Origin of the sequence: Pirellulimonas nuda (genome assembly GCF_007750855.1) — a bacterium.
GTDB lineage: Bacteria > Planctomycetota > Planctomycetia > Pirellulales > Lacipirellulaceae > Pirellulimonas > Pirellulimonas nuda.
Map to the genome: position 1 here is coordinate 1,825,710 of NZ_CP036291.1, position 25,477 is coordinate 1,851,186.

The window sequence follows — 25,477 nt, forward strand, 5'->3', positions numbered from 1 at the left end:
GAAGGAAGAAAGAGAAGCGTGCTCCTCGCTGTCCTTTGTGGTTTGGCTCTTCTAGGCAGCGGCGCGGCGGGTCTTGGTCAGCAGCGAGTCCAAGAGATCTACGGTTCTGCCGGTCGCCCCCAGTTGGCTTGCGACCAGGTTCCGGGCGTTTGAGCCAAGTTCGACCGCAAACGCCGGCTCGGTGAGGCAGCGGCGGATGAAGGCTTCCATTTCTGCTTCGTCGGCTGTCACCTGGGCGCCGCCGGCCGCAAGCAACGCGGCGACGATGTCGCGGAAGTTCCGCGTGTTAGGCCCGAACGAGGTGGCAACGCCGTAGGCGGCCGGCTCGATCATGTTCTGTCCGCCCCGGCTCCCCAGGCTGCCGCCGACGAAGCCGATGGTCGCCGTGCCCCACCAGGCGCCGAGCTCGCCGACGGTGTCCACCAGCAGTATGCGGGTTCGCCGCGGGGCTGGGGGCTGGGGGCTGGCGGCAGGGGAAAGGGCGCTGCGGCGCTCGAACGCTTGCCCCGTCGCTCGGAGCAGGTTGGCGACTTCGGCGAAGCGTTCTGGGTGGCGGGGGACAAGGATCAGGTGCAGGTCGGGGTGGTCGGCGGAGACGCGCCCGAACACGCGCAGCGCGATTTCTTCTTCGGGCGCCTGTGTACTCCCGACCAGCCACACCCGAGCGGAGGACGATAGTCCACCCTGTTGCCGCAGGGCGACCGTCTTGGCATTCTCGCGATTGGTCTCGGCGCCGTCGTACTTGAGCGATCCAGTAACGCTGGTCTTGTTTGGATCGGTCGCGAAACAGCGGAACCGTTCCGCCGTCGCTTCGTCCTGCGCCGCAATCCGATCGACCTGCCGGATGACACGCCGCACCAGCGGCCCGATGCGCTGGTAACCGGCAAAGCTCCGTTCGCTGAGCCGGCCGTTGACGATCGCGACCTTGGCGCCGTGCGACTTTGCGGCCCCGATCAGGTTGGGCCACAGCTCCAGCTCCGCCAGCACCAGCAGGCCGGGGCGTACCCGACGCATCGCCGCGTTCACGGCCCAGGAGAAATCGAGTGGGCAGTAGAAGACCGTATGCTCGGCGCCGTACTTTCGGCGCGCCAGCTCCATTCCAGCCCGTGTGGTGGTAGAGATTGCCAGCTCCCACTCGGGCCGTCGACGTCGCAGCTCGCCGATCAGCGTCCCCAGCAGGTTCACTTCGCCGACGCTTACCGCGTGGAGCCACACGCAGGGGCGGTCGCCGGCCCGCTTCGGGACGCGGCCGAGGAGCTTCTCGGCATAGCCGTCACGGTACTTGCCTGTCCGCCACGCCTTCCAGGCGATCACGGGCGAGAGCGCAGCGATCGCCAGCAGGTAGGCCAGGTTCAGCGTCCATGCGATGAGTCTGTTCAACGGGTTCCTTCCCGATGCGTGTAGGGTGCACGCAGTGCACCAGCCTCACCGCCCGCTTGGTGCACTCCGTGCACCCTACAAGTGCACAGTGACGAATCCTAGGATCTCTAGAATCGGCGTTGCATCTGTATCTCGTCAATTTTCATGGCCTTCTCGACGCTGTAGTCATCAAGTGTGATGGGGCCCATCGGCCAAGCAAAAGTGAGCGGCGTCGGTTGCGACAACCGTTTCACTTCTTGCCTCAACTCCCGGTTCTGATACGCGAGCGAAACACTGATCGCCAGCAGAGGCAGAACGACAACCAGCCAAACCAGTCGGTATCTCATGGCGAAGCCTTCTTCCGCGTGTAGGGTGTACGCATTGCACTGGTCCGTCGAACCGCTTGGTGCACTGCGTGCACCCTACCGATACTACCCCCCGCTCCGCATGTGACACTGCTTGTACTTCTTGCCGCTGCCGCAGGGGCAGGGGTCGTTGCGGCCGACCTTGGGGCCCTTGTTGACGATCGGGTCGAGCTTGCGGTCCTCGCCCCCGCCCGAGGCGTCGATAGCGGCCTGCTGTTGTTGGCCGATCTCGGTGGTGGGGCCGGCCTCGTCGTGGCGGGCCTGGGTCTCGGTCCACGTGCTGCCGACAAAGTTCTCGTCCAGGTGCTCCATGCGGAAGATGAGGTTGGTGACGTTGGTGCCGAGGCTGTCCCACATCGTCTCGAACATCCGCATCCCTTCCCGCTTGTACTCCACCTTGGGGTCGATCTGGGCGTAGCCCCGCAGGCCGACGCTGCTGCGGAGGTGGTCCATCGCCAGCAGGTGCTCTTTCCAAGCCGAGTCGAGAAGCTGCAGCAATAGGGCCCGCTCCATCTTCCGCATCTCGGGGCGGAACTTGTTCTCCACGAGCTGATTGATGCGCCGCTGCGCCTCGTCGCGCTGCATGCGGGCGAGCACGTCGGCGTCGATCTCGGCCCCGGCCGACTCACGGAGCCAGCCGGTCAGGTCGTCCAGCTTCCCGTTCATGCCGCTCACGGAGCCGAGCGTCGCGGCGGTCGGTCCGGGGGAACCCGACGCGTCGAACAGCTTGGCGACACGCTGGTTTCCTTCCGCGGCGACCGCGGCCGCCCTCTCGTTCTGCTGCTTGCTGTGGGCGATCAGGACTTCTGCGATCTCTTCGCTGGGCTTGTTCTTGAACTCGTCCGCGGCGATCTCGATGTCAAAACGGCCACGCGCCCACGCCCTGAGCGCCTCGCGGTCGAGGCTCTGCTTCTGACCGCCGGGGCCGCGGCTGAAGCGGTAGTAGGCGGCCAGGATGGGGTACTCTGCCTCGCGGCGGTCGTACATCGCTTCGGCCCGCGCGTGCGCCAGCGCAATGATCTCTGGCGGCTCTTTGCCCTGCAGCTCTTCGGGAGTGATCTCGATGCCAAACTTGTCCCGCATCCACCCGGACGCGGCCTTCATGCTGAAGTCGGCGTCGAGGAAGATCGCGGCGTCGGTCAGCTCGAACTTCTCAATCGCTTCGTGCGCTTGCTTGAGGAGCTCCTCGTCTACCCGCTGCCGGCCGAACTTCTTGAGGTCGCGGTCGCGGTAGTTCGTGCCCCAGCGGGTGTTCGACCACTTGGCCAGCGCGCCCCAGTTCCACTCTTCCTCCGCGTCCTCGGGCAGGTTTTCTTCGACCGCGTCCAGGACCAGCGACTCGGCCGCCCGCTGCGCCTCGTCGCGGGCCAGCCGCTCGGCCTCGTCGAAGCCCATGCTGCGGTAGTCGCGCGGGTCCAGCTCTACGTGCAGCAGGGCGCCGGCGCGGGCGGCGAACGCCTCGGGGCCGTACTTCGGGTCGAGGATCGTTCGTAGCCGCTCGTCGATCTCGCCCGATACCATCTTCAGGATCAGGTCGCGGCAGTTCACGCCGTCGAGGATCTGTTGGCGGTACGAGTAGACGCGTTTGCGCTGCTCGTCCATCACCTCGTCGTACTCGAGCAGGTTCTTGCGGCGTTCGAAGTTGATCTCTTCGACCTTCTTCTGGGCGCCCTCGATGCGGCGGCTGACCATCTTGCTCTCGATGGCCTCGCCCTCCTGCATGCCGAGCCGGGTGAGGACGTTCTTCACCCATTCGCCGGCGAAGATCCGCATCAGGTCGTCTTCGAGCGACAGGTAGAACCGGCTGCTGCCGGGGTCTCCTTGGCGTCCGCAACGACCGCGTAGCTGAAGGTCGATCCGCCGCGACTCGTGCCGCTCGGTGCCGACGATGCACAGGCCGCCCAGATCCTTGACCTCCTTGCCCTGCTCGCGCATGCCGAACTTCTTGTCGAACTCGTCGGTGCGGGCCTTCCACACCTCCTTGGGGACGTCGAGCCGGGTTTCGTACTCTTTCTGCAGCTCGGCCCAGGCCATGTTCTCTGGGTTGCCGCCCAGGATGATGTCGGTGCCGCGGCCCGCCATGTTGGTGGCGATGGTGACGGCGCCCTTGCGGCCCGCCTGAGCGACGATCTCCGCCTCACGTTGGTGCTGCTTTGCGTTGAGCACCTCGTGCTTGATGCCGCGGCCGTTGAGCATGTTCGAGAGGCGTTCGCTCTTCTCGATCGAGACGGTGCCGACCAGGATCGGCCGCCCCGGTTCCTGGACCTTCTTGATCTTGGCGCGGGGCACGCGCTCGGTCTTCTTTTGGTCGGCAAGCTGCACCTCAATCGCGTCACTGTCTTCTTTGGCGACCTTGCCGATGTACCACTCGCCGCTGGCGGTCTCGACCGTGGTGTGCTTGTTGAGCCGCTCGATCTCGTCCGCGATCGCCTCGAACTTCTCCCGTTCGGTTCGGTAGATAACGTCGGGGTTCTCTTGCCGCTGCATCGGCCGGTTGGTGGGCACGCCGATGACGTCCAGCTTGTAGATCTTCCAGAACTCGCTCGCTTCGGTGAGCGCGGTGCCGGTCATGCCGCTGAGCTTCTTGTAGAGCTTGAAGAAGTTTTGCAGCGTGATCGTGGCGAGGGTCTGGTTCTCTTGCTTGATCGGCACCCCCTCTTTGGCCTCGACCGCCTGATGCAGGCCGTCCGACCACTGGCGCCCTTCCATCAACCGGCCGGTGAACTCGTCGACGATCACGATCCGCCCGTCGTTGACCACGTAGTTGACGTCAAGCTTGTAGAGGTAGTGGGCCTTGAGCGAGTTGTCGATCAGGTGGGGCCATTGCATGTTCCCCGCGGTGTAGAAGCTCTCAACGCCTGCCAACCGCTCTGCTTCGCGCACCCCCTCGTCGGTGAGGTTGACGCTGTGCTCCTTCTCCTTCACCTCGAAGTGGGCGTCCTTCTTAAGCGCGCGGGCCACTTTGTCCGCCCGCTGGTACTTGGTGATGTCGTCCTCGGCCGGGCCCGAGATGATCAGCGGCGTGCGCGCCTCGTCGATGAGGATATTGTCCACCTCGTCGATGATCGCGTAGTTGGGCCGACCCTGGGCCTGCTGCATGCGGGTGGGGTACTGGTCGTCCCCGCGGGCGGCCATCCGCATGTTGTCGCGGAGGTAGTCGAAGCCGAACTCGTTGTTGGTGCCGTAGGTGATGTCGCACAGGTAGGCCCGTTGACGTTCGTCCGGGGGCATATCGCTGTAGATGGCGGCAACCGTGAGGCCCAGGTTCGTGAACACCGGTCCCATCCACTCCATGTCGCGTCGCGCGAGGTAGTCGTTCACGGTGATGACGTGAACCCCCTTGCCCTCGAGCGCATTAAGATAGGCCGGGAGGGTGGCGACCAGGGTCTTGCCTTCGCCCGTGACCATCTCGGCGATGTTGCCGTCGTGCAGGATCATCCCGCCGAGCAACTGCACGTCGTAGTGCCGCATCCCCAGGAACCGGCGGCCCCCTTCGCGGCAGACCGCGAACGCCTCGACGAGCAGGTCGCCGAGCGTCTCGCCCTTCTCGAGCCTCTCGCGGAACAGGCGAGATTGATCGGCAAGCTGGGCGTCGGTCATCGCCTGGAACTTGGGTTCCAGAGCGTTGATCGCGTCGACACGCGGCTGTTGCCGGCGCAGGTAGCGGGCGTTGGCCGAGCCAAACAGGCTGGTCATCCCTCGCTCGAACCGGCCGAGAATGCCGTTGATGATCGAGCCGAGGATTTCCCAGATACGTTCCAGCAGTTCCATAGCGTTTGGGTCGGCGGGCCTATCCTTCCCACGCCAGCCGGTTGGCCCACCCGTAGGGTGGCCGGCAAGGAAGTCGGGTCAGCACGCCGCAGCGGTAGGGGAGGGGTGGCGCCCGACGGCTGCCGCCCGGGCCACAGATCAAGGAAAGGAAATAGGCGCAACTTGGCCGCACCAAAAATGTTATTGCGATCGGCAAAACCGGTCAAGGCAACCTGACCGGCACGTGTGGTCCCCATCCGGGGGGGATCGCTTGTGAAAACGAGAGAGCCTGGGGCAATAGGCGGCCTAGGTTTACTGCGTAGATCCGTATGCAGCCGCCCCGAATGGGCGGCGCCATCAATGGGAACCATCGCCATGGCGCGCAACAACCGCAAACGTGAGTACATCGATCCGGCTGTCCAGGGCGCCCTGATGCGCCGCATGGTGCTTCATTGGCTCGCCTTTACCGTGGTCGCCGGAGGTCTTGCGGTGCTCCTGCAGTGGATGCAGGACCCGTTCGCTTCGGTCGCCGCCACCTTTCAGCAGGCCTGGTGGTCGTACGGGGCCGTGTTGCTGCTGTTGATCTGCCTGATGCCGGTGTTCGTTTACGACGCGGTCAAGCTCAGCAATCGGTTCGCCGGTCCGGTGCAGCGGCTCCGCGTCGCCCTGCGAGATCTGGCCGACGGCAAGGGCTCGACCACGCTTACGTTCCGGGACGACGACTTCTGGAAAGAGCTAGCCAGCGACTTCAACCGGGTGGCTGAGCGTCTGGAACGGCAAGAACGGAACGATACGGCCGATTCCCCCGACGCCGTCGGCGTCTAGGGCCGTCCGCCCGCGGACCTCAGTTATTGCCCCTTGCCGAGCCGAGAAAGAACGTGAAGCACCCAATCCGCCAAATCAGGTCGGGCCGTCGCGGGATCGCGGCGACCGAGTTCGCCGTGTGCCTGCCGGTGCTGATGCTGCTGCTGCTGGGGATGCTAGAGGCCTGCTCGATGATCTTCATCAAGCAGTCGCTAGCCAGCGCCGCCTACGAGGGCGCCCATACAGCGGTCGCCCCGGGGGCGACCGCCACCGACGTGCGCCGCGCGTGCCTCGACCTGCTCACCGACCGCCGCGTCCGCGGTGCGAGCGTCAGCGTGCTGCCCGGCGACCCCCTTGGGGTACCCGAAGGGCAGTTCATGGAAGTGCACGTGTCCGCCGGAACCGACGCCAACAGCCTGCTCCCGCTGCGGTTCTTCCGTGGACGCACGCTCACGGCTTCTGCATCGATGATGAAGGAAATCTGATCGCCCATGACGCAAAGCCGCCCCCCACAACCGCGGCGCCGTGGCGCCATCCTGGTGCTCGTCGCGCTCCTGCTTCCCGCCTTCGCGATGATGGCGGCGTTTGCGATCGACGTCGCCTGGATGCAATTGGTGCGCACCGAGCTGCGGACGGCAACCGACGCCGCGTCGCGCGCCGGCGCCAAGACGCTGTCCCTGCAACAGAACGAGGCCCTGGCGCGCACCGCCGCGATCGACGCCGCGAGCCGCAACGCCGTGGCGGGATCGCCGATGCAACTGGCGCCGGCCGACGTGCAGTTTGGGTCGAGCGTGCAGAGCGGCAGCGGGAAGTTTGTGTTTTCCGCAGGGGGGAGGCCGCTCAACGCCGTGCACGTCGACGGCCGCCGCACGGCGGGCTCGCCGGGCGGGCCGGTCGACCTGTTCTTCGGCAGTCTGATCGGACAACGCACGTTCGAACCCGCTCACGCCGCCACCTCCACCACCCTCGACCGCGATATCTGTTTGGTGCTCGACCGGTCTGGATCGATGAGCGGCCAGAAGATCCGCGACCTCAAGACGGCCGTGGCGGCGTTCCTGGCCGAGCTCAACCTGACGTTCCCGCGTGAGCAAGTGGCGCTCGTGAGCTACTCAACGACTTCGCGGATCGATCAGCAACTCACCTTCGATTACGCCGCTATCCGCAGCGACGTGAACGCCTTCAACGCCAGCGGCTTCACCGCGATCGGCCTCGCGCTGCAGGACGGGCTGCGGGCGATCGAGGGGCCGTCTCGGCGTCCCTTTGCGTTGCCGACAGTCGTCCTGATGACAGACGGCAACCACAACACCGGCGTGGAGCCCATCGTGCCGGCGCGTGTCGCTTCGAGTCGCGACATCACGGTCCACACGGTCACGTTCGGCGGCGACGCCGATTTTGCGCGGATGCGGGCCGTGGCCAACGAGACGGGTGGGCGGCACTTCCACGCGGCGACCGGCGCCGACCTGACCAACGTATTCCGCGAGATCGCCCGCACGCTGCCCGTACTGATGACCGAGTAGCGCGCGGCAGGGCCCGCCTGCCGTGCGTTGGATCCCTACAGTTTGCCCCAAAAACGGCAGGCGGCGCCTGCCCTACCCGTCGGAACACCCATGCACCGCAACCCCGGAAAGAAAGATCGACGCGGCGCCACGGTGGTTGAGTTTGCGTTGGTGGCGCCGGTCTTCTTCTTGGTCATCCTGGCGATGTTCGAGTTTAGTTGGTTGAACGTCGTGCGACACACGGCGGACAACGCCGCCTACGAGGCGGCTCGTAAGGCGATTGTGCCGGGCGCCGACGCCAGCGAGGCGACGGACGAGGCGACGCGGATCCTGCGGGCAATCGGCGCGCGCGGGGCGCGGATCGCCGTCGATCCGCCCACCATCACCCCCGAGACGCGCGAAGTGCGGGTGACGATCGACATCCCGATGCGGGACAACGCGATCGCCTTTCCAAAATTTACGGGCGCCCTGGTCATGCACGCCGAGTCGACGCTGCGGACCGAGCGGGTCTCCACCCGCTGATCGCCCCCACGGCGCGGCCGGAACCGCTACAATCAGCGCCGTGACGCTTGAACTACGCACCTCCGACATCTCCGGGGAGCTGATCCTGTTAGGGACCGGCACCAGCGTCGGCGTGCCGACGATCGGTTGCGGCTGCCCCGTTTGCACCAGCGACGACCCCAAGAACAACCGCACCCGGACCAGCGCGATCCTGGGGCTGCCGGGGGGCAACCTGCTGATCGACACGTCGCCCGACCTGCGGCAGCAGCTGCTCCGCGAGAAGATCGGCCTCGTCCACGCCGTGCTGTACACCCACGAGCACGCCGACCACGTGTTCGGTCTGGACGACCTGCGGTTGATGCAGTTCTACCTCAAGGGCCCGGTGCCGCTGTTCTGCGAGGAGCGCGTCGAGCAGCGGATCCGGACCTCTTTCGACTACGCGTTCAAAGAGCTGCCCAACATGCACGCCGGCGCGGCGCCCAAGCTCGCCTTCCGCCGGATCGGGCTCGATCCGTTCGACGCATTGGGCGCCAAGGTCACGCCGATACGGCTGGAGCACGGCCCGAATTTTCAGACACTGGGGTTCCGGATCGGTGGGGTCGCCTACTGCACGGACGTGAGCTTTATCTCCGAGCAGAGCATGGACCTGCTCCAGGGGCTCGACGTGCTGATCCTGGACGCCCTCCGACCGGAGGGGCACAGCACCCACTTCAGCCTGGACCAAGCCGTGGACGTGGCCACCAGGCTCGCTCCCCGCCGCACCTTCTTCACACACATGGCGCACGGGCTGGATTACGAGTCGACCAACGCGATCCTCCCTAGCGGCATGGCGCTGGGCTACGACGGGCTGCGGATCCCGCTATCGCTGGGCCTCAGCTAAAAGCCCCGAGCCTGACACGATCCCGCGGTTGCGGGTCGCGCCAGGCTCGGAGGGCTTAATTCTTGTTGCGGTCGCCGATCTAACGCGCTACCGCCACCTTGTTCTCTTTCAGCAGCATGAGGTAATCGACCACCACCGAAAGCGCTTCCTTGTTGTAGTGGTTCTTCATGTCGATTACGGGACGGTCGGAGTCGGAAAGTTCCTTCCCGATGTCCTCTTGCTCCTTGTCTGCGTCAAGCTGCTCGCGTTCCTTGAGGAACTTCTCCAGGTTGAGCGTCACGGTCGGACGGTCCTTCTGCTGCTCGTACAGCTCGATCCGGCGTTGGTCCTTCTGGAAATCTTCCGATTGAGCGACGCGGTCAGATGACATCTTTTGCAGCTCTACGTTGATCGTGGCGTCGTCCATCCGGAACCGGTCGTGGCGGAGCGCCTTCACTCGGTCGAACGCCAACGCGTAGTCGAGGTCCGACTCGCCGACGTCCAGGTGCTGGGTGAAGGACGGAAGCGTCACGTCGGCCAGCACGCCGCGGTTCTGGGTGCTGTCGCCGCTGGGGCGATAGAACTGCTGGATGGTCATCTTCAGGGCGCCCAACTGCGGCGCCTTGCCGATGCGGAACAGGGCTTGGCCCAGGTCGTACAACTGCTGCACGGTTCCTTTGCCGTGGGTCGCTTCGTCGCCGATAATCAATCCACGCCCGTAGTCCTGGATGGCGCCGGCAAAGATCTCGCTGGCGCTGGCGCTGAACTTGTTGGTCAGCACGGCCATCGGCCCCGACCACACCATGCCGGGCTCCGGGTCGTTGTACGGCTGGGACCGACCGTCCGGTCCCTTCACCTGAACCACGGGGCCCTGGTCGATGAACAGTCCGGTCAGGTTGACCGCTTCGGTTAGCGACCCGCCGCCATTGAAACGCAGGTCGACGACAACCGCGTCGACCCCCTTCTCGTTGAACTCATTCAGCAGCCGGCGGACGTCGCGGGTGGTGCTCTTGTAGTTCGGCAGCCCCTGCCTGGCGCCGTCCATGTCCATGTAGAAGCTGGGGAGTTGAATGATGCCCAGCTTGTACGCCCCGCCGCCGGGGCGATGACCCCATTCAACAATCTCGCTACGCGCTTCCTGGTTCTTGAGCTCGATGCGGGCCCGGCTCATCTCGTAGATCTTCGTGTCTTTGGGGTTGTCGATCGGCTTGACCTCCATCCGGACCACCGTGCCCCGCTTGCCGCGGATCAGCGCGACCACGTCTTTCAGCTTCATGTCTACGATGTCTTCTACCGGTCCCGAAGTCCCTTGGCCGACGCCGATGATCTGGTCTCCGGCCTTGAGGCGTCCGTCGAGGTCCGCGGCGCCCCCCGGGATGATTTCTTGAATGGTGGTGTAGCCGTCCTCGCTGCGGAGCGAGGCGCCGATGCCGTCCAGCTCTAGCTTCATGTGGATGTTGAAGTCTTCCAGCGTCGACTTTGACATGTACGACGAGTGGGGGTCGAAGCCGGAAGTCATCGAGGTGAGGTACAGCTCTAGCAATTCATCGTCGCTGGTCTGCTCCCAGCGCTTCTTCATGCTGCCGTAGCGCTTCCGCAGCTTGGCCTTGGCCTCTTCCAGTTCTACCTTGTCCGCCAACTCGCTCATCAGCTCGAACTTGATGCGCTTCCGCCAACGTTCGGCCGCTTCTTCGGGGGTCTTGGGGTAGGTGGTCGCCTTGCGGTCTCTCACCATCGTCTCATCGATGGTGAAGTCGTGCTCTTGGTCGATCATCTCGAGGGCGGTCTTCGAACGCTCCTCGATCCGCTGGAGGAAGCGGTTGAAGACGTCGTAGGAGAACTGGACGTCGCCGCTGCGGATGAAGTCGTCCAACTGATGGCGGTTTTGGCCGAATTGGTCGACGTCCGACTGGAAGAAGTACAGTTTCCAAGGGTCGAGGTCCTTGAGAAACGTGTCGAGGCAGCGTTCGCTGGCAAGATCGTCCAGCCCACGCGTCGAGAGGTGCTGACGCTCCATCAAGAGCCGGACGGACAAGGTGATCTGGCGGTCGGTCGCCGTGGGCCCCGCGGGGCTCGCCTCGGCAAGGTGGGCGGCCCCCACGCCCATCAGCGCGGCGACCAGTGCGACGCGGACCTTATTGACGCCCAATCCGAGGGTGTTTCTCATCACAAATCCTCTTCAGCTAAGTGAAAAGCCAAGAGCGTGGACCCGGATCAATCGTCGACCCGGCAATTTGGCTAAGAGCTAGGGGGAAAACGGGTTAGTGAAGCCTAATCTGCTGGTACAAAGCCGGCAAGGTCGCTTACATCTGTGGCGTCAGGCGCCATGTAAAAGCTACGCGGGCCGCCCGCCAACGGTTCATTCGGCTCTGCGGTGGAACAGCCGCCAGCGGCGCGGCGCAGATTCCGATTTCCCATCCGAACCGAAGTCGACGATTTCCGATGCGCTCCACCGAACACGCCGGCCGTCGGCGTCGCGTTCGACGGAACTGGCTGAAACTAGGCCCCCTGGCACACGGTCTCCCCGCATCTCGACGCGGTCTACCCGTCCGTTTGGCCTCTGCGAGACGGAACGGACGAAGTGCGTCTCAAGCACGCCGTCGTCCTCAAGCAGGGGCATCTGCAGTTCTGTGACGGTTTCGCTGATCTCGGTGGGCGTCGAGTCCGGGGTCTCTGCGACGCTGCGATCGCGCCGGAGCACGAATGGCGAAACGTCCGGCGAATACCATACCGTTTCGGTCCCGGTCCGCTGGCCCGCTTCGGTCGAGATGCGGAAACGTCGGCAGCGGATGGTGCGGCCTTCGATCGACAGCTCGGCTGGCTCGAGTTCGACTTGCGACGTCACCACGGTCGCGGAATCGGTTAGCAGCCGGTAAGAGCAGGCCTCGGTTTGGCCGGGTGTCCTGGCGGCGCCCACTTGGAGCTTGACCGTGGTTTGTAGGGTGTAATTCTCCGCCGTGACCCCCACAAGTCGATCGGTTTGCTCCGTCTCCGTCCGGGCGACAAAACGCCCCGAGTCGTCAAAAGTCTCGGTCACCACGCGAAGCGTCCGATAGGCGCCGACCGGGTGACGCGCCCAGGCGTGCTGCGGGCGCGGCAGGGTGAACCACTCCGCCTCGACCGGCGGCGGGGGAAGTACGACGCCGCTAGCGGGAGCCGGTTGGGCGTGCAGCGTGGCCGCGATCAGTAGCCCCGCCATCCCTAGGGCAAAGCCAACTGGTCTGAAGTTGTTGCTCAAGATCAGCCATCAATGAGAGCCGCGGCGGCGGAACCGCCGCCCCCGTGTTTCATTGTAGTTGCCGCAGCCTTCCCATTCACCCCACCCCGCTAGCCGGGGGTTGCTCGCTCGGGCCAAGCTGCGCGGTTATCTCGAGGTCCTGGCGAGGAAAAACCGTACGCAGATCGAGCAGGGCGGCGTCTGCGGTCTGCCGGCAGCGGATCGCCGGAGAGCCCCCCGCGAGCCTTTCTGCCAGCCCGCTTACCGACATTTCGGCAGGCCGGAGCTCGACCCCCCAAGAGTCGGGGCCACCTACGGATGACCGCAGTGGGCTCCCCACGAGCTCGATCTTGACCGCGGTGGCGGCAGAGACGAGGGGGCACTCGGCCAGTAGCAACGCCATCCGCTCGGCGCGTAGCCGCAGGTTTTCAGCCGGGGTGGTCAAGAGTGACCAAACCGGGATGCGGAGCGCCGCCTCGGCGGGGTCGGCGTACAGGTCAAGCGTAGCGCCGAGCGCGGCCTCGGCCAACGGGTTCAGCTCGTACAGCCGGCGTAGGTTGAAGTCCCGCAGCGGGGCAAGAGCCTCAGAGCTTGCAAGAACAACCCCGCACTGAGGGCCGCCGACCAGGCCCTGACCCGAGAGCACGACCATGTCGGCGCCGGCGGCCAACGCGGCCTGCGCCGACTGCCTCGCCAGCCCCTCGTACGACGGCGCGTCGAGCAGCGGGCCCATCCCGAGGTCGACAACCAGCAGACGCTGCTGTGCGCTGCACAACTCAACCATGGCGCGAAGATCGGGCCGCCGAGAGCCACTCATCGCTAGGCCGTCGATGGTGGTTTGCAGCACGATCCCTGCGGCAGCCGAGCTAAAGTCATCTGGGGTTACTTCGTCCGTCGCGCCGACTTCTATCAGTGTGGCGCCTGCTTCTTTGGCGAGGTCGGTAAGGCGGCACCCGGGCGAGACGGAACCGACCTCGCCGCGCGCCACGGCGACGCCCTTGGCCCCGTGCGTCCGAAGCAGCATCAGCAGCGCCGTTTCACGAGACTGAAACAGCATCGCGGACTCGGCGCCGCAGAGCGTGGCGAGCCGCGACTCGACGGCGGATGGCTGGGTCCGGTCGGCTGCCGCGGGCGCCAACAAGAAGTCGACGGCGGCCAGTCGCAACGCCTCGATCGCCTCGGCCGAGAGGGGGGGCTGGCGCCAGTCGGGGCCCCACAGCGCGCCGGTAGCGTTGATCGCCGCTCTGGCTTCTGCCACGCGTTCCCGCGTGATGTAGCGGCTTAGCTTTTCGACCAGCTCCTGAAACGAAGGGGGCTGGGCGCCGTCAACACGCCGGCCGACCTCGGCACGCACCTCGTCGAGGAAGCCGCGCACACGATCGGCGACGGTGGCGGGAGATAGCTTCTCTGCCAGCGGAGCGATCCGCGGGTGCTTGAGCAGGTCGGAAAACGACGGGAGCTGGCGCAGAAAATCCGAAGGGTTCATCGGGCGTGGCCTGGGGCAGAACGGTTTCGTGGCTGCTTTTTACCACGGGCCGAGGCTGCGCCGCAAACGACCGCTACCGAGAAAGCTTAGGGCGTTCCTGAGCCACGAATTCCTGCATGGTTTCGGCTCCACGCGGCTCCGGCTCCGACGCAAACATCCGTTGGAAGAACCCCGGGGACTTTGCTTGCGCCGTTGGCGACGGCTCGCCGGTAATCTTGAAGCGGTCAACCGTCCGGTTCCACGAGGATTGAACCCCGCTCATGGCGGACTGGGTGGCGGAAGAGAGTTTCCGGAACGGCGCCAACAGCACGCTCTCGCTGGGGGCTTGGCCTTCTTCGCCGGCCACTGCCGGTTGCTTCCACTTGATTTCCGGCCACTTCACGTCGGCGAATGGGGAGCGGAAGAGCCAGCGGCTTTCCTCGCTCGCTGCTTCGTCGCTCGCCTCTTGCGCCGGGCACTGGCCGGCGAGCAGCAGGATTGCGGATAACCAAAACACGCAAATGGCTTGGGAACGCATGATTTCAAGCCTCATTGAGTTAAGAGTCTGCCAAAATGCGCTCGTCAAGCGCGGCGGGATTCTGGCAGAACTCTCTGGGACGGTCTAGGCGGATGCGCCCGGCCTTGGTTGGCGGTGGAAAAACGCCGATTGAGCTGGCCGGCTCGACGACGTAGGATGTTGGTAGGAAACAACTTCGGCACTGTTCGCGACCCCCCCGGCCCGACGATATGGCATCTGGCAAACTGGCATTCATTGGCGCCGGCCAGATGGCCACGGCGCTCGCGGGAGGGATGGTCCGCTCCAAGCAGGCCGACGCTCGCCAGATCTGGGCCAGCGACCCCGACCCCAAGGCGCGGGAGCGGTTCGAAAGCGCGATCCCTGGCGCCAACGCCGTTGCAGAAACGGCTCAGGCGGTCATCGACGCCGAAACGGTCGTCCTGGCCGTGAAGCCCCAATACGCAGGCGAAGCGCTTGCGGACGCGGCGCCCGCCATCGACGCTCTGACGCTGGTGGTGTCGATCGCTGCTGGCGTGAAGATCGGCTCGATCGCAGCAGCCCTGCCAGACGGCGCCAGGGTAGTGCGTGTCATGCCCAACACGCCGTGCCTGATCGGCCAGGGGGCGTCCGCCTACTGCCTGGGCCCCCACGCCACCTCGGAAGACGGCCGGCGTGTGGCTAAGATCCTGGGCGCGGTAGGCATGGCGATCGAGCTCCCAGAGCGGCTGCTCGATGCGGTGACCGGGCTTTCGGGATCGGGGCCGGCGTACGTGTACACCGTGATCGAGGCGCTTACCGACGGCGGAGTGCTGGTTGGGCTCCCCCGCGACGCGGCGCTCCGATTGGCCGCCCATACGGTCGCCGGCGCCGCGGCGATGGTGATCGAAACGGGGCAGCACCCCGCTCAACTGCGCGACGTGGTGACCAGCCCCGGCGGGACAACGATCGCGGGGCTCGCCGAGTTAGAACGTGGCGGGCTGCGCAGCACGCTGATCGACACCGTGGCGGCGGCTACAGATCGGTCGCAAGAACTCGGTAGATAACCCCAAAGTTAATCGGAAGCAGACACGTGGAACCCGAACACACCCCGAATGACGACCACGGCACGTCGATTCTGTGCCGCATCGACGACAAGCAGGTCCCCCTGTACCGCGTGATGTGGATCGGCGCGACGCCCCACTTCTGCGGCGAAGAAGACTGCATGCGGGAGGGGTACTACGAGGTAAGGCTCGAACAGGGCGAGAGCGTCTGGGCAAACCTCGAAGAACGCGACCGAACCATTGCGAAGCTGGAAGCCTGGCAGGGGGGGATCGGGCCCTCGGAAGATGGCGAGGCCTGGTGACGATTGCCTCTCGGCGAGCCGTCGGCGTAAGCCGCCGGAGCTTTGCCCGAGCACTCCCCGCCCATCGGCTTGATTCCCAAACAGTGCTGATCGCCTCCGGCGGCCGACACCGACGGCTCGCCCCAATTGACGTCTGTTGACGATTTCCCCCCGCCCTTTACCCTCTCGCCACGCGATGTCTGATACGAACCCACCCGAGCTCGCTTGGAGGGAAACCTACTTCGTGCTCTTCCGCAGCTCCGATCGCCCCACGATCATGCAGCTCGAGTCCGCCATCGCGGACGCCAGCCCGCGGCTAAAGCTGAAGAACCTGGAGGCGAACGAGGAGGGGTATTTCCAGTCGTTGCTGGTCCAGGCCCCGGAAGACAACGCCGCCATGGAGATCAGCTACGAGGCGGGTGACGTGGTGATCGAGCAGAGCACCGAACTCGCCAAATCGATGCGGAAGCGGCTCACCGACGACCAGCTCGCCCAGTTGCTGCGGGCCGACGCCCGGCTCGACGTGATGCATTTCGAGCAGGTTCAGGACGAATGGGACGACCAGCCGGCCGACGAGGAGTTCTTCGACGACACCTTTGACCCGGCCAGCCTGATCAGCGTGGTCGAGGCGTTGGCTTCCCTGACCGGGGGGGTCGCCATCGACCCCGGCGCCGGCGAGGTGCTGGAGTAGGCGGTCCGAAAAGGCCGGGGGATCTTGCGGCCCCACGGTCCGGGAACTACCGTCCCGGGCTCGCACGTTTGTGTCTGTCTCCCCTTCATGCGCCGCGGAAAGGCTTCCCATGCTCGCCAAAGACATTAAGCCAGGTGTGATCGTCGTCAACAACGGGGCGCCCCACCTGATCGAATCGCTCAGCGTTCAGTCCCCCAGCGCGCGGGGCGGCGCCACGCTCTACAAATTCCGCGCGCGCAACCTGGTGACCAAGCAGAAGGCCGACATCACCCTCAAGGGGACAGAAGGCCTGGATGACGCGGACTTCGAGAAGCGGGCCGTCTCGCTGATGTACGCCGACACGGAGGTCGCTCACCTGCTCGACGGAGAGAACTACCAGCAGTACGAACTCGCCCTCGCCGACGCCGCGGACGACCTGCTGTACGTCACCGACGGGCTCGAGGGGATGTTCGCTCTGATCTACAACGGCGAGTGCGTGGGCATCCAACTGCCGACCACCGTCGAGCTAACGATCACCGAGTGCGACCCCGGCGTCAAAGGCAACAGCGCCACCGGACGCACCAAGCCGGCCAAGATGGAGACGGGCCTGCAGGTGAACGTGCCCGAGTACCTGAAGCAGGGCGAGAAGATTAAGATCGACACCCGCACGGGCGAGTTCCTGTCGCGGGCGTAGCGCCAGACCGTCCGTTCCAGCCGCCTTTACCGAGAAACAACGGATGCCCGAGGTCACCCTTATCACCGGCGCCAGCTCGGGCATCGGCCTCGAACTAGCCAAGCTGTTCGCCGCCGACGGCGCCAATCTGGTGTTGGTGGCGCGCAGCGAGGGCAAGCTGCACGACCTCGCGGGGCAACTCCACGCAGAGCACGGCGTTGAATCGCTGGTCGTGCCGGCCGATCTTGCTGACGCCGCTGCGCCGCGGTCCATTTTCGATCGCGTCGCCGCGGCCCGCTGGCAGGTCGATGTGCTGGTGAACAACGCCGGATTCGGCGAGCACGGCTACTTCGAGCAAGTCCCCCTCGAACGCCAGATGAATATGGTGCAGGTGAACGTCGCCTCGCTCGTGCGGCTAACCCACCTGCTGCTCCCGGGCATGGTGCAACGCGGCCGGGGCGGGGTGCTGAACGTCGGCTCCACCGCCTCGTTTGTGCCGGGCCCCACGATGTCGATCTACTACGCCAGCAAGGCGTTCGTGCGGTCGTTCACCGAGGCGCTCCACGAAGAGCTGCGTGGCCAGCCGCTGAAGATAAGCTGCCTCTGCCCCGGCCCGACCGACACGGGCTTCGTGAAAGAAGCGAGCCTGGAAGGATCGACCATCGCGGCGACCGCTGTGCCGGTAGAAGGGGTGGCGCGCGCCGGCTACCGCGGATTCCGCAACAACAAGGCGGTTGTGGTGCCGGGGCTTAGCAACAAGCTGATGGCGTTTGCGGTGCGTTTCGCGCCCCGCTGGCTGGTGCGACGGATCGTGACGGCGATCCAGCCCCTGCCGCCGAGAGGGTAAACAAGCGACCGACCGTTGCGAGCCGGAGCGCCCCGCCGCCGGCTCGGTGGCGCAACTCTCGCAATCAACTCTTCTCGACCACGCTGGGGGTGGTGACGCCCCGGCTCACGCGGGTTGTTGCTGCTACACGGCAAGCTCTTCGGCCCCGCTGATCTCGTCCGCGTAGCGCTGGCGGATGGGCCCCGCCACATCGCGCAGGAACTCATCGACCTGCTCCGGCGCTCGGCCCACCAGCTTTGCCGGGTCGAGGGCCGCTTCCAGGTCGACGCCGGCAAAGGCCGGGTCCGCGGCTAAACGCTCCATGAGGTCGCTCACGGCGCCTTCTTGCTTCACCCGGCCCGCCGCGGCTTGGCTGTGCTGGCGGATGTGCTCGTGCAGTTCCTGGCGGTCGCCGCCGGCCTGTACGGCGACCATCAAGATGTTCTCGGTCGCCATGAACGGGAGCTCTTCTCGCAGGTGCTTGGCGATCACCTGAGGATAAACCACCAGCCCGCTCGCGACGTTGTGGTAGATCCGCAGCACCGCGTCGACCCCGAGAAACGCCTGCGGGAGCGTCAGGCGTCGGTTGGCGCTGTCGTCCAGCGTGCGCTCCATCCACTGCGTAGCGTGGGTCGCGGCGCCGTTTCCGGCGAGGCTCATCACGAAACGGGCGACGCCGCAAATCCGCTCGCACCGCATCGGGTTGCGTTTGTAGGCCATCGCCGACGAGCCGATCTGCTCCGCCTCGAACGGTTCTTCCATCTCCTTGCGGTGGGCGAGCAGCCGGATGTCGGTGGCGGCCTTGTGGGCGCTCGCGGCGACCCCCGACAATGTGTCGAGCACCTGGGCGTCGACCTTCCGCGGGTAGGTCTGGCCGGTGACCGCGTAGGTGCGTTCGAAGCCCATTTTCTGGGCCACTAGCCGTTCCAGTTGCGCCACCTTGGCGTGGTCGCCGTCGAATAGCTCGAGGAAACTCGCTTGGGTCCCCGACGCGCCCTTGATGCTGCGTGCCGCGAGCGCTTCGATGCGGTGTTCTACTTCTTGTAGGTCGAGCGCCAGGTCGTAGGCCCACAGCGTCGCCCGTTTGCCTACCGTCGTCGGCTGTGCCGGTTGGAAGTGGGTGAAGCCTAGCGTCGCGAGCGACCGGTGCTGCTGTGCGAACTTGGCAAGCGAATCGATCACCGACACCAAGCGGCGCCGCACGATCGCCAGTGACTCCCGCAGCAAGATCAGGTCGGCGTTATCGACCACAAAGTTGCTCGTGGCGCCCAGATGGATGATGCCCCGGGCCTGAGGGCAACGGTCGCCGTAGGCGTGCACGTGGGCCATCACGTCGTGCCGCAGCCGCCGCTCGTACTGTGCGGCCGCGTCGAAGTCGATGTCGTCAACGTGCGCGCGCATCTCGTCGAGCTGCGCCGCGGAGATCGGCAGACCGAGTTCTGCTTCTGCTTCGGCCAGCGCCACCCAGAGCCGCCGCCAGGTAGAGAACTTCCGCTGCGCGCCCCACAGGGAGGCCATCTCGCGCGACGCATAGCGGGTAATGAGGGGGTTTTCGTAGAGGTCGGACATTGCTTGTGGGTCAGTAGTCGAATGGGATGGCGAGCCGTCGGCGTCAGCCGCCGGAGGACTCAAGAAATAGCACTATTTGCTGATGGCGCCCCGACAATACTCCGTTGGCTTGCCCAGATCGCCCCGCTACATGTTTGTCAGGTCATCCTCGCCTCGCGACCCAACGATCGCGTCGAGCGCGGCCCCAACGGCCCGGGCCTCGGCCGGCGTGTGGTCTTTGTGCAGGTACACGCGGCACGCGCGGTGGGCGATCGGCAGTTGGGCGAACACTTGGTCGTCTGTCAGCGGGTAGACCCGGTTGGTGGAGGGGTTGTACAGGTAGTTCTGCCCCGCCGTGGCCGCGAGCGCATCGGGGCGGTAGATGTGCCGGGGGAGGTCGATCTGCATGTCCAGCCCGCGCATCTCGGCGGGGAGTTCTGAGCGGATCTTCTGCTCCACCATGGCCGCGTCGCTGAAGATGCTCATCCGTTCCGACTCGCCTTCGGTGATCGTTTGATTTCGGTCCTCCACCGCGATCCACTCCACCTGCCTCGCGAGCAGACGGTCCCAGCGCACGCCCAGCTCGCGCGTCCGCGGGTCGTCGCTTGCCGACCACCGCGCGACGTCCACCAGCAGCGACCACTCGGTAAAGCCGCGATAGGCGGCCAGGTGCTGCAGCGGATTGCCCGGGAAGAGCAGCTCGCGGCTGTCACGGAACAGCCCTTCGAGCGTCTTGTCGATCGCCCGCACCGTGCGGTGGAAGTAGACCGCCCGGAACAACTCGCTCTTGGTCTGCATGAACTTGACCAGCGCGTTGACCCCCTTCTTGTGGATCGTCAGCCCCTTCTCACTGAAGAAGCTGTAGCGCAGCAGGCGGTCCGCGTCGAACGACCGGACGCTGTAGCCAGACATATACGCGTCTCGCAGCACGAAGTCCATGTTGTCGACCGTGTAGAGCCCGCAGAAGAGGCTGCGCAACAGCACCAACCACCGCGGGTGTTCTCGGCCGTCGTGCTCCTTGGGTCGCATGATGAGCGTCGCGATTTGATGTGGGTCGATCGCCTCGCCGTCTGCGATCCGGCTTGTGGGGCACTCGCGGACCCCGCGGAGCAGGTCCCCCAGTTCGTGCACGATGATGTGGGCGCCCAGCGTCTCGTGGTTTAGTCCGAAGTGGGGCTTCAGGTAGTGCGCGTCGAAGAAATGTCCGAACGGCCCGTGGCCGACGTCGTGCAAAAGCGCGGCGCAACGGGCTAGGCACTCGACGTAGCCGCGGCTGGGGACATCGCCCTGGCACGCCTCGCTCAACGAGGGGTAGAGGGCCTCGACCGTACGGCTGGCCATGTGCATGGCGCCCACCACGTGCTGGAACCGCGTGTGCTCGGCCGAGGGGTACACCCACCAGGCCGTCTGCAACTGGTGGATCTGCCGCAGGCGTTGCAGCCAGGGGTGGTCCAGCAGGTCACGCTCCGAGGTTTCCCCGGCGGGGACCACCGACACGAACGGGATGTACCCATGAACCGGGTCGTGGCACAGGCTCTCGCGGGCGAAGTCCTTCATGCCGGGTATTGTGCAGGGTAAGGGCGGAAAGGCCAAGGACGCGATAGATGGGGCATAAAGCGTCGTTCGCCGCCGAGCTACGCCACAGCAGGCCGCTGTCCCGTCGCGACAACCCTTGCGACCCTTAGAAGCGGACTTTGGTTTGACCCGTCCGCTTCCCGGCTCACAATGAAGGGTGGGAATCCTCGCCTAACCGAAATTGCCGTGAACTTGCACCAATCAATCTGGCTCGGAGTCGCAGCCGGCCTACTCATCGCCTACGGCTCACACGCCGCCACGATCCAACTGGAAGACGGCCGCACGCTGGTCGGTAAGATCGGCGAGACCTCCGGCGTGGCGGAAGACCCCACCAAGCCCAGCGCCCCCGCCGGGGGGGTCAAGGTGACGCCCATCTTGATCGTCGACGACGGGCTGCGGCGGACCTTCGTCCCCAAGGCGTTCGTCCGCGACATCATCGATCAAGAGGCCGAGCGGCAGATCAAGATCCGCGTCTGGCAGAACGACGCCGAGCACGGGATGGGGCTGGGACGGGTCGGGCGGATGGTTCGGGTGACCCCTTTCGACCAGTTCGGCCGGCGTATCTATGAGATGCAGGGGCCGGGGGGCGTGATCTCCGTGGTGCAGGGGATCACCGAGATCACGCCCGTGTACACACGCGTGCGTGGCCTTAGCGCGGAGCCCACCAGCTACGTCTGGGACCAGCGGATCGCTACCAGCAGCATCCCACGCGAAACGCTGTCGATGATCCTGCAGCAAACGGCTGAGCAGGGCGACCTGGAGGCACGGCTCCAGGTCGTGAGGCTCTACCTGCAAGGGGAACGTTACGTCGACGCCCGGCGGGAACTGGAGCAGGTGCTGATCGACTTCCCGGAGGCGGAAGACCTAGCGGCCGACGCGCGGCAGCTACGCCAGTTGGGCGCCCGCAGCATCCTGAAGGAGATCGAGCTCCGCCGCGACGCCGGGCAGTACCCGTTGGTGCGACAGCTCCTGGAAACCTTTCCCAGCGACGCGGTCGCCGGCGAAACGCTCCAGCAAGTGCGTGAGATGCTTAAGGCGCTGCAAGAACGTGACGCCTTGCAAAAGGAGGTGCTCGATCGTCTGCGGCAGGTAGTCGAGGGGATCGCCGAGCCCAAGGTGCGAGCGATCGGGGAATCGGTCGAGAAGGAAATCGCGGCGGAGCTGAACGACATCTCGCTCCCACGCATGGTCGCCTTCCTCAACCTCTCGGACGGCGACGCTCTCTCCAATGAACAGAAGTGCGCCCTGGCCATAAGCGGTTGGCTGTTGGGCGCCAACCAAGCGACCGACAACCTGCCGACCGCGCTTTCGCTGTTTCACGTGCGAGAAAAGGTGCTTGCGTATTTGCGGGAGCCTACCCCGGCGGTGCGCGACCGACTGTTGGTTGATATCCGCGACATGGAAGGCGCTTCGGTGGCCCGCGTAGCAGAGCTTCTGAAGCTGATGGCGCCCCCGCTGCCGCTGCCAGAAGAGGCGCAACAAGCGCCCGGCCAGTTCGAACTGTTTACTCCGATCGGCGTCGGCCAGGGCGACGTGCGATACCTGGTGCAACTGCCGCCGTACTACGACCCGCTCCGCAGCTACCCCACCATTGTGACGCTCAATGGGCTGGGCTATCTCCCCGAGCAGCAGCTCGACTTCTGGTCCGGACCGCTCCCAAAAAATGAGCCCGATAACGATCGGGGCCGCATGGGGCAGGCCATGCGGCACGGCTACATCACGATCGCGGTCGATTGGCAGAAGCCGCACCAGTTTCAGTACGATTTCTCGGCACGCGAGCACGCCAGCGTGCTGGCGGCCCTACGCGACGCGATGCGGCGCGTGGCGATCGACACCGATCGCGTCTTCCTTACCGGGCACGATATGGGGGGGGACGCCGCTTGGGATATTGGATTGGCGCACCCCGACCTGTGGGCGGGGGTCATCCCGTTCTTGGCGCGCCCAGAGAAGTTCGCACTTTGGTACGGCAAGAACGCCGAGTACGTCCCTTGGTATTTCGTTCAGGGAGAGCTCGACGGGGGCAAGGTCGCGGCCGGCGCGCGAGAGTACGACCGCTACCTCCGTGGCCGCGACGACATGACCGTCGTTGAGTTGCTCGGCCGCGGGCACGAGCCCTTCAGCGACGAGATCCAGCGGCTCTTCGACTGGATGGGGCGCAAGAAACGCCGACCGCCCCCGGAGCAGTTCGAGGTGGTCTCTATGCGGCCCTGGGACAGCTTCTATTGGTGGCTAGAGGTGCAGGACCTCCCCGAAAAATCGATGGTCCACCCCGACAACTGGCCCCCCGAGCGGGGCGTCCGAGCGGCCCCGCTCCGGGGTCGCAAGTACGCAGGCAACAAACTTGGGGCCGTGGCGCCTGCGGGACGGGTGACGGTTTGGCTTTCGCCGGACATCGTCGACTTCGACAAGCCGGTGGAAGTCGAAATCAACCGCCGCAGGGCCACCAGCCGCGCCGCCGGAGCAGAGCCCGACCTGGCCGTGCTGCTGGAGGACGCCCGCACCCGCGGCGACCGCAAGCGGCCTTTCTGGGCCAAGGTGGAGTGGCCGTAGAGCCCCGTGTCGGCGGCCGCCGCCTTACCCCGCCGCCTTGCTCAACACCACGCCGGTGACGAGCCAGCCGTCCTTGTCCGTACGGATCGCCCGAGCGCTGGGGCCGAAGTACCGACGCGCCACCTCGAAGCTCGGGAGCGATGCGCCGTCGATCCGCTGCTTGCGGATAACGCCGCGTTCCAGGTCTTGCTCGGTGGTGAGCATCTTGTTCATCAGCCGGCCCAGGAACGTCTCGGCCTCCGGCATGCGGTTGGCGCGGATTAGCTCGTACGTGGGGCGGACGATCTCCTCGGTGCGGACAAAGGCCCAGGCGCTACGCGCGGCCGGGGCGACCCGGTCGAGCTCGCTCACGGCGGCCTGGAAGTCGTACCCCTCGGCCAGCGACTCTCGCCGAGCGACCCCTTCCAACACCTGAGCCAAGAACTCCGCATCCGAGGCTACCAGCAGGTCGGCGCCGTGCAGGCAAACCGCCGCGCGACGCAGCACGCGTTCTTCCTGTGGCTCTTGAGCGAAGTCGTCCTCCAGCGGCAGCAGGCTGCCGTCGTAGTTCGTCGAGGTCTGCGACTGCTGCTCGGGGAGCACTTCCCAGTACTCAACCCCCGCGAGCGACTTGCGGACCGCGTTGTCCTTCTCCATCAGCCGGTTGATCGGCGCGGCTAGCGCCGACGGGTTCTTCGTTTCGATGACGATCAGGTAGCGCTCGCAGTCTGGCACGATCGGCTGTTTGTAGTCGGTGACAAATGTCACGCGGCTCCCAAGGTGACGCACCAACTGCTCACGCAGGTTTACCTGGGCGCCGAACGGGTCTTTCTCGAAACCGTCAAGCGTGGTGCGGTAGGCGTCGTCGTAACCGGCCAGCGCGTTGTAGAGCGGCTCGACCTTGTCGAACGCGTTGGGGATATCAAGGCTGAACGTCGAGTACTTCGCGGCCATCCGCGGGGCCCACGGCTGGATCGACAGGTCGTTGCGGTTGGGGAGCTCGGCGATCTGCATCGCCAGCCGGTACTTGTCGCGGGCGTGGTCGCTGCGGGCGCCCGGCTGCGCGGGGGCGTAGATGGTGGTGCGGTGGATGAAGTCGCGCCCGGGGTCAACCGCCACGTGAACGAAACCGGCGACGCCGCGGATCCCGTCGAAGCCCTGCTCGCGGAGGATCGTCAGCAGGTCTTTCTTGTCGGGCAGGGCGAGCTTCTCTTGCAGGCTGCGCGAGGCGATGTCGTACTCGCTGGGCACGATGAACCAGCGCAGGTTCGCGGCGATGCCTTGGTCCTCGGTCTTGAGCCGACGCATCGCGGCGCGGTAGGCCTCGCTCGTGGAGAGCGAGGCGTCGCCGCCCCCGGCCGCACGCGCTAGCAGGCCGCGCATCCCGGCGGCGTCGTCGGCGGCCAGCACGAGGTCGCCGGCCGTCGCGATCAGGATCTGAGCCTCGCGGGGCCGCTTCTCGGTGGGGGGAAGCGTGTAGGTTGTTACATGAGCGGCGCCAACGGTCTGGGTAGCGGCGCGTGCGCCGCGGGCCCGCAGCCGTTGATCGACCCGGGCGAGCATCGCCTGTCGCTCGATCTGTTTGCCCGTGCAGTCGATCGTCGCCAACACGGAGGCCTGATCCGCAGCAAGCTTCACCAAGCCGATCGAGGCCTCGCCGCCGGCGGCGGCGACAATGTCGTCTAAGGCCACCCCCACACGTTCGGGAGCGGCGCCCAGTTGCTTCTCGATGCCGGCGCGGATCTGGTCCGCGAAAGGCCGCATAGTGGGGTCGCGCAGCATCAAGCCGACCTGCGTCTGATCAAACCGGTCGCGCAGCTCTGCGGCGTCCGGGATCGACACGAAGCCGACGGTGGCCGCGGGCATCAATTGGTCGGCCGCGGGAGCCGCAAACGTCTGGGCGCACGTCGCGGTCAGCAGCAAGAGGGCGACGCGGGAGCAGGCACAACGGACTTGGATTCGCATTACGGCGGATTCCTTCGCAGCGGTAAGGGGAGGGCGA

General features: G+C 65.7%; 21 protein-coding genes. 11 read left to right on the forward strand and 10 right to left on the reverse strand.

Going from position 1 to position 25,477, the window contains the following annotated elements:
- Positions 1–51 precede the first annotated feature (51 nt).
- The 3 genes from Pla175_RS07595 to secA all read right to left on the reverse strand — a co-directional run bounded on the left by Pla175_RS07595 (position 52) and on the right by secA (position 5,495).
- Positions 52–1,380: a 3-deoxy-D-manno-octulosonic acid transferase gene (locus Pla175_RS07595; RefSeq protein WP_145282773.1), complete on the reverse strand. Its 1,329-nt coding sequence runs from the start codon at positions 1,378–1,380 to the stop codon at positions 52–54.
- Between the two features lie 107 nt (positions 1,381–1,487).
- A complete protein-coding gene (locus tag Pla175_RS07600) occupies positions 1,488–1,706 on the reverse strand; it encodes a hypothetical protein (protein WP_145282776.1) in 219 nt (72 codons plus the stop codon).
- 84 nt (positions 1,707–1,790) lie between these two features.
- On the reverse strand, positions 1,791–5,495 hold the full coding sequence (secA, locus tag Pla175_RS07605) for a preprotein translocase subunit SecA (protein WP_145282778.1): 3,705 nt from the start codon (positions 5,493–5,495) through the stop codon (positions 1,791–1,793).
- A 354-nt stretch (positions 5,496–5,849) separates the two neighbouring features.
- Here secA and Pla175_RS07610 point away from each other — a divergent pair, with 354 nt between their 5' ends.
- The 5 genes from Pla175_RS07610 to Pla175_RS07630 all read left to right on the forward strand — a co-directional run bounded on the left by Pla175_RS07610 (position 5,850) and on the right by Pla175_RS07630 (position 9,155).
- Complete coding sequence (locus Pla175_RS07610) at positions 5,850–6,299, forward strand: hypothetical protein (protein ID WP_145282780.1); 450 nt, start codon at positions 5,850–5,852, stop codon at positions 6,297–6,299.
- 53 nt (positions 6,300–6,352) lie between these two features.
- Positions 6,353–6,763, forward strand: a complete 411-nt coding sequence (locus Pla175_RS07615) for a TadE/TadG family type IV pilus assembly protein (RefSeq protein WP_197527334.1) — start codon at positions 6,353–6,355, stop codon at positions 6,761–6,763.
- 6 nt (positions 6,764–6,769) lie between these two features.
- Positions 6,770–7,795 carry a vWA domain-containing protein gene (locus Pla175_RS07620; protein ID WP_145282784.1) on the forward strand — a complete coding sequence of 342 codons (1,026 nt, stop codon included), beginning with the start codon at positions 6,770–6,772 and terminating at the stop codon, positions 7,793–7,795.
- A 90-nt stretch (positions 7,796–7,885) separates the two neighbouring features.
- Positions 7,886–8,296, forward strand: a complete 411-nt coding sequence (locus Pla175_RS07625) for a TadE family protein (RefSeq protein ID WP_145282786.1) — start codon at positions 7,886–7,888, stop codon at positions 8,294–8,296.
- Positions 8,297–8,336: 40 nt separating this feature from the next.
- Positions 8,337–9,155: an MBL fold metallo-hydrolase gene (locus Pla175_RS07630; RefSeq protein ID WP_231954255.1), complete on the forward strand. Its 819-nt coding sequence runs from the start codon at positions 8,337–8,339 to the stop codon at positions 9,153–9,155.
- A gap of 79 nt (positions 9,156–9,234) precedes the next feature.
- Here the strand turns inward: Pla175_RS07630 and Pla175_RS07635 are convergent, their stop codons facing one another.
- The 4 genes from Pla175_RS07635 to Pla175_RS07650 all read right to left on the reverse strand — a co-directional run bounded on the left by Pla175_RS07635 (position 9,235) and on the right by Pla175_RS07650 (position 14,333).
- The gene (locus tag Pla175_RS07635) at positions 9,235–11,301 is read right to left on the reverse strand and encodes a carboxy terminal-processing peptidase (protein ID WP_145282788.1); all 2,067 of its coding nucleotides are present in this window, start codon (positions 11,299–11,301) and stop codon (positions 9,235–9,237) included.
- A 192-nt stretch (positions 11,302–11,493) separates the two neighbouring features.
- Positions 11,494–12,333, reverse strand: coding sequence for a hypothetical protein (locus Pla175_RS07640; RefSeq protein WP_145282790.1), 840 nt, complete (start codon positions 12,331–12,333; stop codon positions 11,494–11,496).
- Between the two features lie 115 nt (positions 12,334–12,448).
- Positions 12,449–13,837 (reverse strand): hypothetical protein, encoded by a 1,389-nt coding sequence (locus Pla175_RS07645; RefSeq protein ID WP_145282792.1) that lies wholly within the window; start codon positions 13,835–13,837, stop codon positions 12,449–12,451.
- A gap of 73 nt (positions 13,838–13,910) precedes the next feature.
- Entirely contained in the window at positions 13,911–14,333 is a 423-nt protein-coding gene (locus Pla175_RS07650) for a hypothetical protein (RefSeq protein ID WP_197527335.1), read from the reverse strand.
- A gap of 230 nt (positions 14,334–14,563) precedes the next feature.
- On the opposite strand from Pla175_RS07650, the gene proC reads away from it, so the two are divergent.
- The 5 genes from proC (at position 14,564) to Pla175_RS07675 (ending at position 17,844) form a co-directional block, all read left to right on the forward strand.
- The gene (gene proC / locus Pla175_RS07655; protein WP_145282797.1) at positions 14,564–15,376 is read left to right on the forward strand and encodes a pyrroline-5-carboxylate reductase; all 813 of its coding nucleotides are present in this window, start codon (positions 14,564–14,566) and stop codon (positions 15,374–15,376) included.
- Positions 15,377–15,402: 26 nt separating this feature from the next.
- Positions 15,403–15,675, forward strand: a complete 273-nt coding sequence (locus Pla175_RS07660; protein WP_231954257.1) for a hypothetical protein — start codon at positions 15,403–15,405, stop codon at positions 15,673–15,675.
- Between the two features lie 175 nt (positions 15,676–15,850).
- On the forward strand, positions 15,851–16,345 hold the full coding sequence (locus Pla175_RS07665; RefSeq protein ID WP_145282800.1) for a hypothetical protein: 495 nt from the start codon (positions 15,851–15,853) through the stop codon (positions 16,343–16,345).
- 109 nt (positions 16,346–16,454) lie between these two features.
- On the forward strand, positions 16,455–17,018 hold the full coding sequence (locus Pla175_RS07670) for an elongation factor P (protein ID WP_145282802.1): 564 nt from the start codon (positions 16,455–16,457) through the stop codon (positions 17,016–17,018).
- Between the two features lie 43 nt (positions 17,019–17,061).
- Positions 17,062–17,844 carry an SDR family NAD(P)-dependent oxidoreductase gene (locus Pla175_RS07675; RefSeq protein ID WP_145282805.1) on the forward strand — a complete coding sequence of 261 codons (783 nt, stop codon included), beginning with the start codon at positions 17,062–17,064 and terminating at the stop codon, positions 17,842–17,844.
- Between the two features lie 123 nt (positions 17,845–17,967).
- On the opposite strand, the gene purB is transcribed toward Pla175_RS07675, so the two are convergent.
- Both purB and Pla175_RS07685 read right to left on the reverse strand, forming a co-directional pair.
- Positions 17,968–19,392: an adenylosuccinate lyase gene (gene purB / locus Pla175_RS07680; protein ID WP_145282807.1), complete on the reverse strand. Its 1,425-nt coding sequence runs from the start codon at positions 19,390–19,392 to the stop codon at positions 17,968–17,970.
- Positions 19,393–19,518: 126 nt separating this feature from the next.
- Entirely contained in the window at positions 19,519–20,928 is a 1,410-nt protein-coding gene (locus tag Pla175_RS07685) for an HD domain-containing protein (protein WP_145282809.1), read from the reverse strand.
- A 204-nt stretch (positions 20,929–21,132) separates the two neighbouring features.
- Between Pla175_RS07685 and Pla175_RS07690 the strand changes: the two genes are divergently transcribed.
- On the forward strand, positions 21,133–23,496 hold the full coding sequence (locus tag Pla175_RS07690; RefSeq protein ID WP_145282811.1) for a carboxylesterase family protein: 2,364 nt from the start codon (positions 21,133–21,135) through the stop codon (positions 23,494–23,496).
- Positions 23,497–23,520: 24 nt separating this feature from the next.
- Here the strand turns inward: Pla175_RS07690 and Pla175_RS07695 are convergent, their stop codons facing one another.
- Complete coding sequence (locus Pla175_RS07695; protein WP_145282813.1) at positions 23,521–25,440, reverse strand: hypothetical protein; 1,920 nt, start codon at positions 25,438–25,440, stop codon at positions 23,521–23,523.
- Positions 25,441–25,477: the final 37 nt, after the last annotated feature.

Coding starts and splice junctions, on each gene's coding strand:
- Pla175_RS07600 (WP_145282776.1), bottom strand. CDS start 1,706: ATGAGATACCGACTGGTTTGGCTGGTTGTCGTTCTGCCTCTGCTGGCG.
- secA (WP_145282778.1), bottom strand. CDS start 5,495: ATGGAACTGCTGGAACGTATCTGGGAAATCCTCGGCTCGATCATCAAC.
- Pla175_RS07610 (WP_145282780.1), top strand. CDS start 5,850: ATGGCGCGCAACAACCGCAAACGTGAGTACATCGATCCGGCTGTCCAG.
- Pla175_RS07620 (WP_145282784.1), top strand. CDS start 6,770: ATGACGCAAAGCCGCCCCCCACAACCGCGGCGCCGTGGCGCCATCCTG.
- Pla175_RS07625 (WP_145282786.1), top strand. CDS start 7,886: ATGCACCGCAACCCCGGAAAGAAAGATCGACGCGGCGCCACGGTGGTT.
- Pla175_RS07635 (WP_145282788.1), bottom strand. CDS start 11,301: ATGAGAAACACCCTCGGATTGGGCGTCAATAAGGTCCGCGTCGCACTG.
- Pla175_RS07640 (WP_145282790.1), bottom strand. CDS start 12,333: ATGGCGGGGCTACTGATCGCGGCCACGCTGCACGCCCAACCGGCTCCC.
- Pla175_RS07645 (WP_145282792.1), bottom strand. CDS start 13,837: ATGAACCCTTCGGATTTTCTGCGCCAGCTCCCGTCGTTTTCCGACCTG.
- proC (WP_145282797.1), top strand. CDS start 14,564: ATGGCATCTGGCAAACTGGCATTCATTGGCGCCGGCCAGATGGCCACG.
- Pla175_RS07665 (WP_145282800.1), top strand. CDS start 15,851: ATGTCTGATACGAACCCACCCGAGCTCGCTTGGAGGGAAACCTACTTC.
- Pla175_RS07670 (WP_145282802.1), top strand. CDS start 16,455: ATGCTCGCCAAAGACATTAAGCCAGGTGTGATCGTCGTCAACAACGGG.
- Pla175_RS07675 (WP_145282805.1), top strand. CDS start 17,062: ATGCCCGAGGTCACCCTTATCACCGGCGCCAGCTCGGGCATCGGCCTC.
- purB (WP_145282807.1), bottom strand. CDS start 19,392: ATGTCCGACCTCTACGAAAACCCCCTCATTACCCGCTATGCGTCGCGC.
- Pla175_RS07685 (WP_145282809.1), bottom strand. CDS start 20,928: ATGAAGGACTTCGCCCGCGAGAGCCTGTGCCACGACCCGGTTCATGGG.
- Pla175_RS07695 (WP_145282813.1), bottom strand. CDS start 25,440: ATGCGAATCCAAGTCCGTTGTGCCTGCTCCCGCGTCGCCCTCTTGCTG.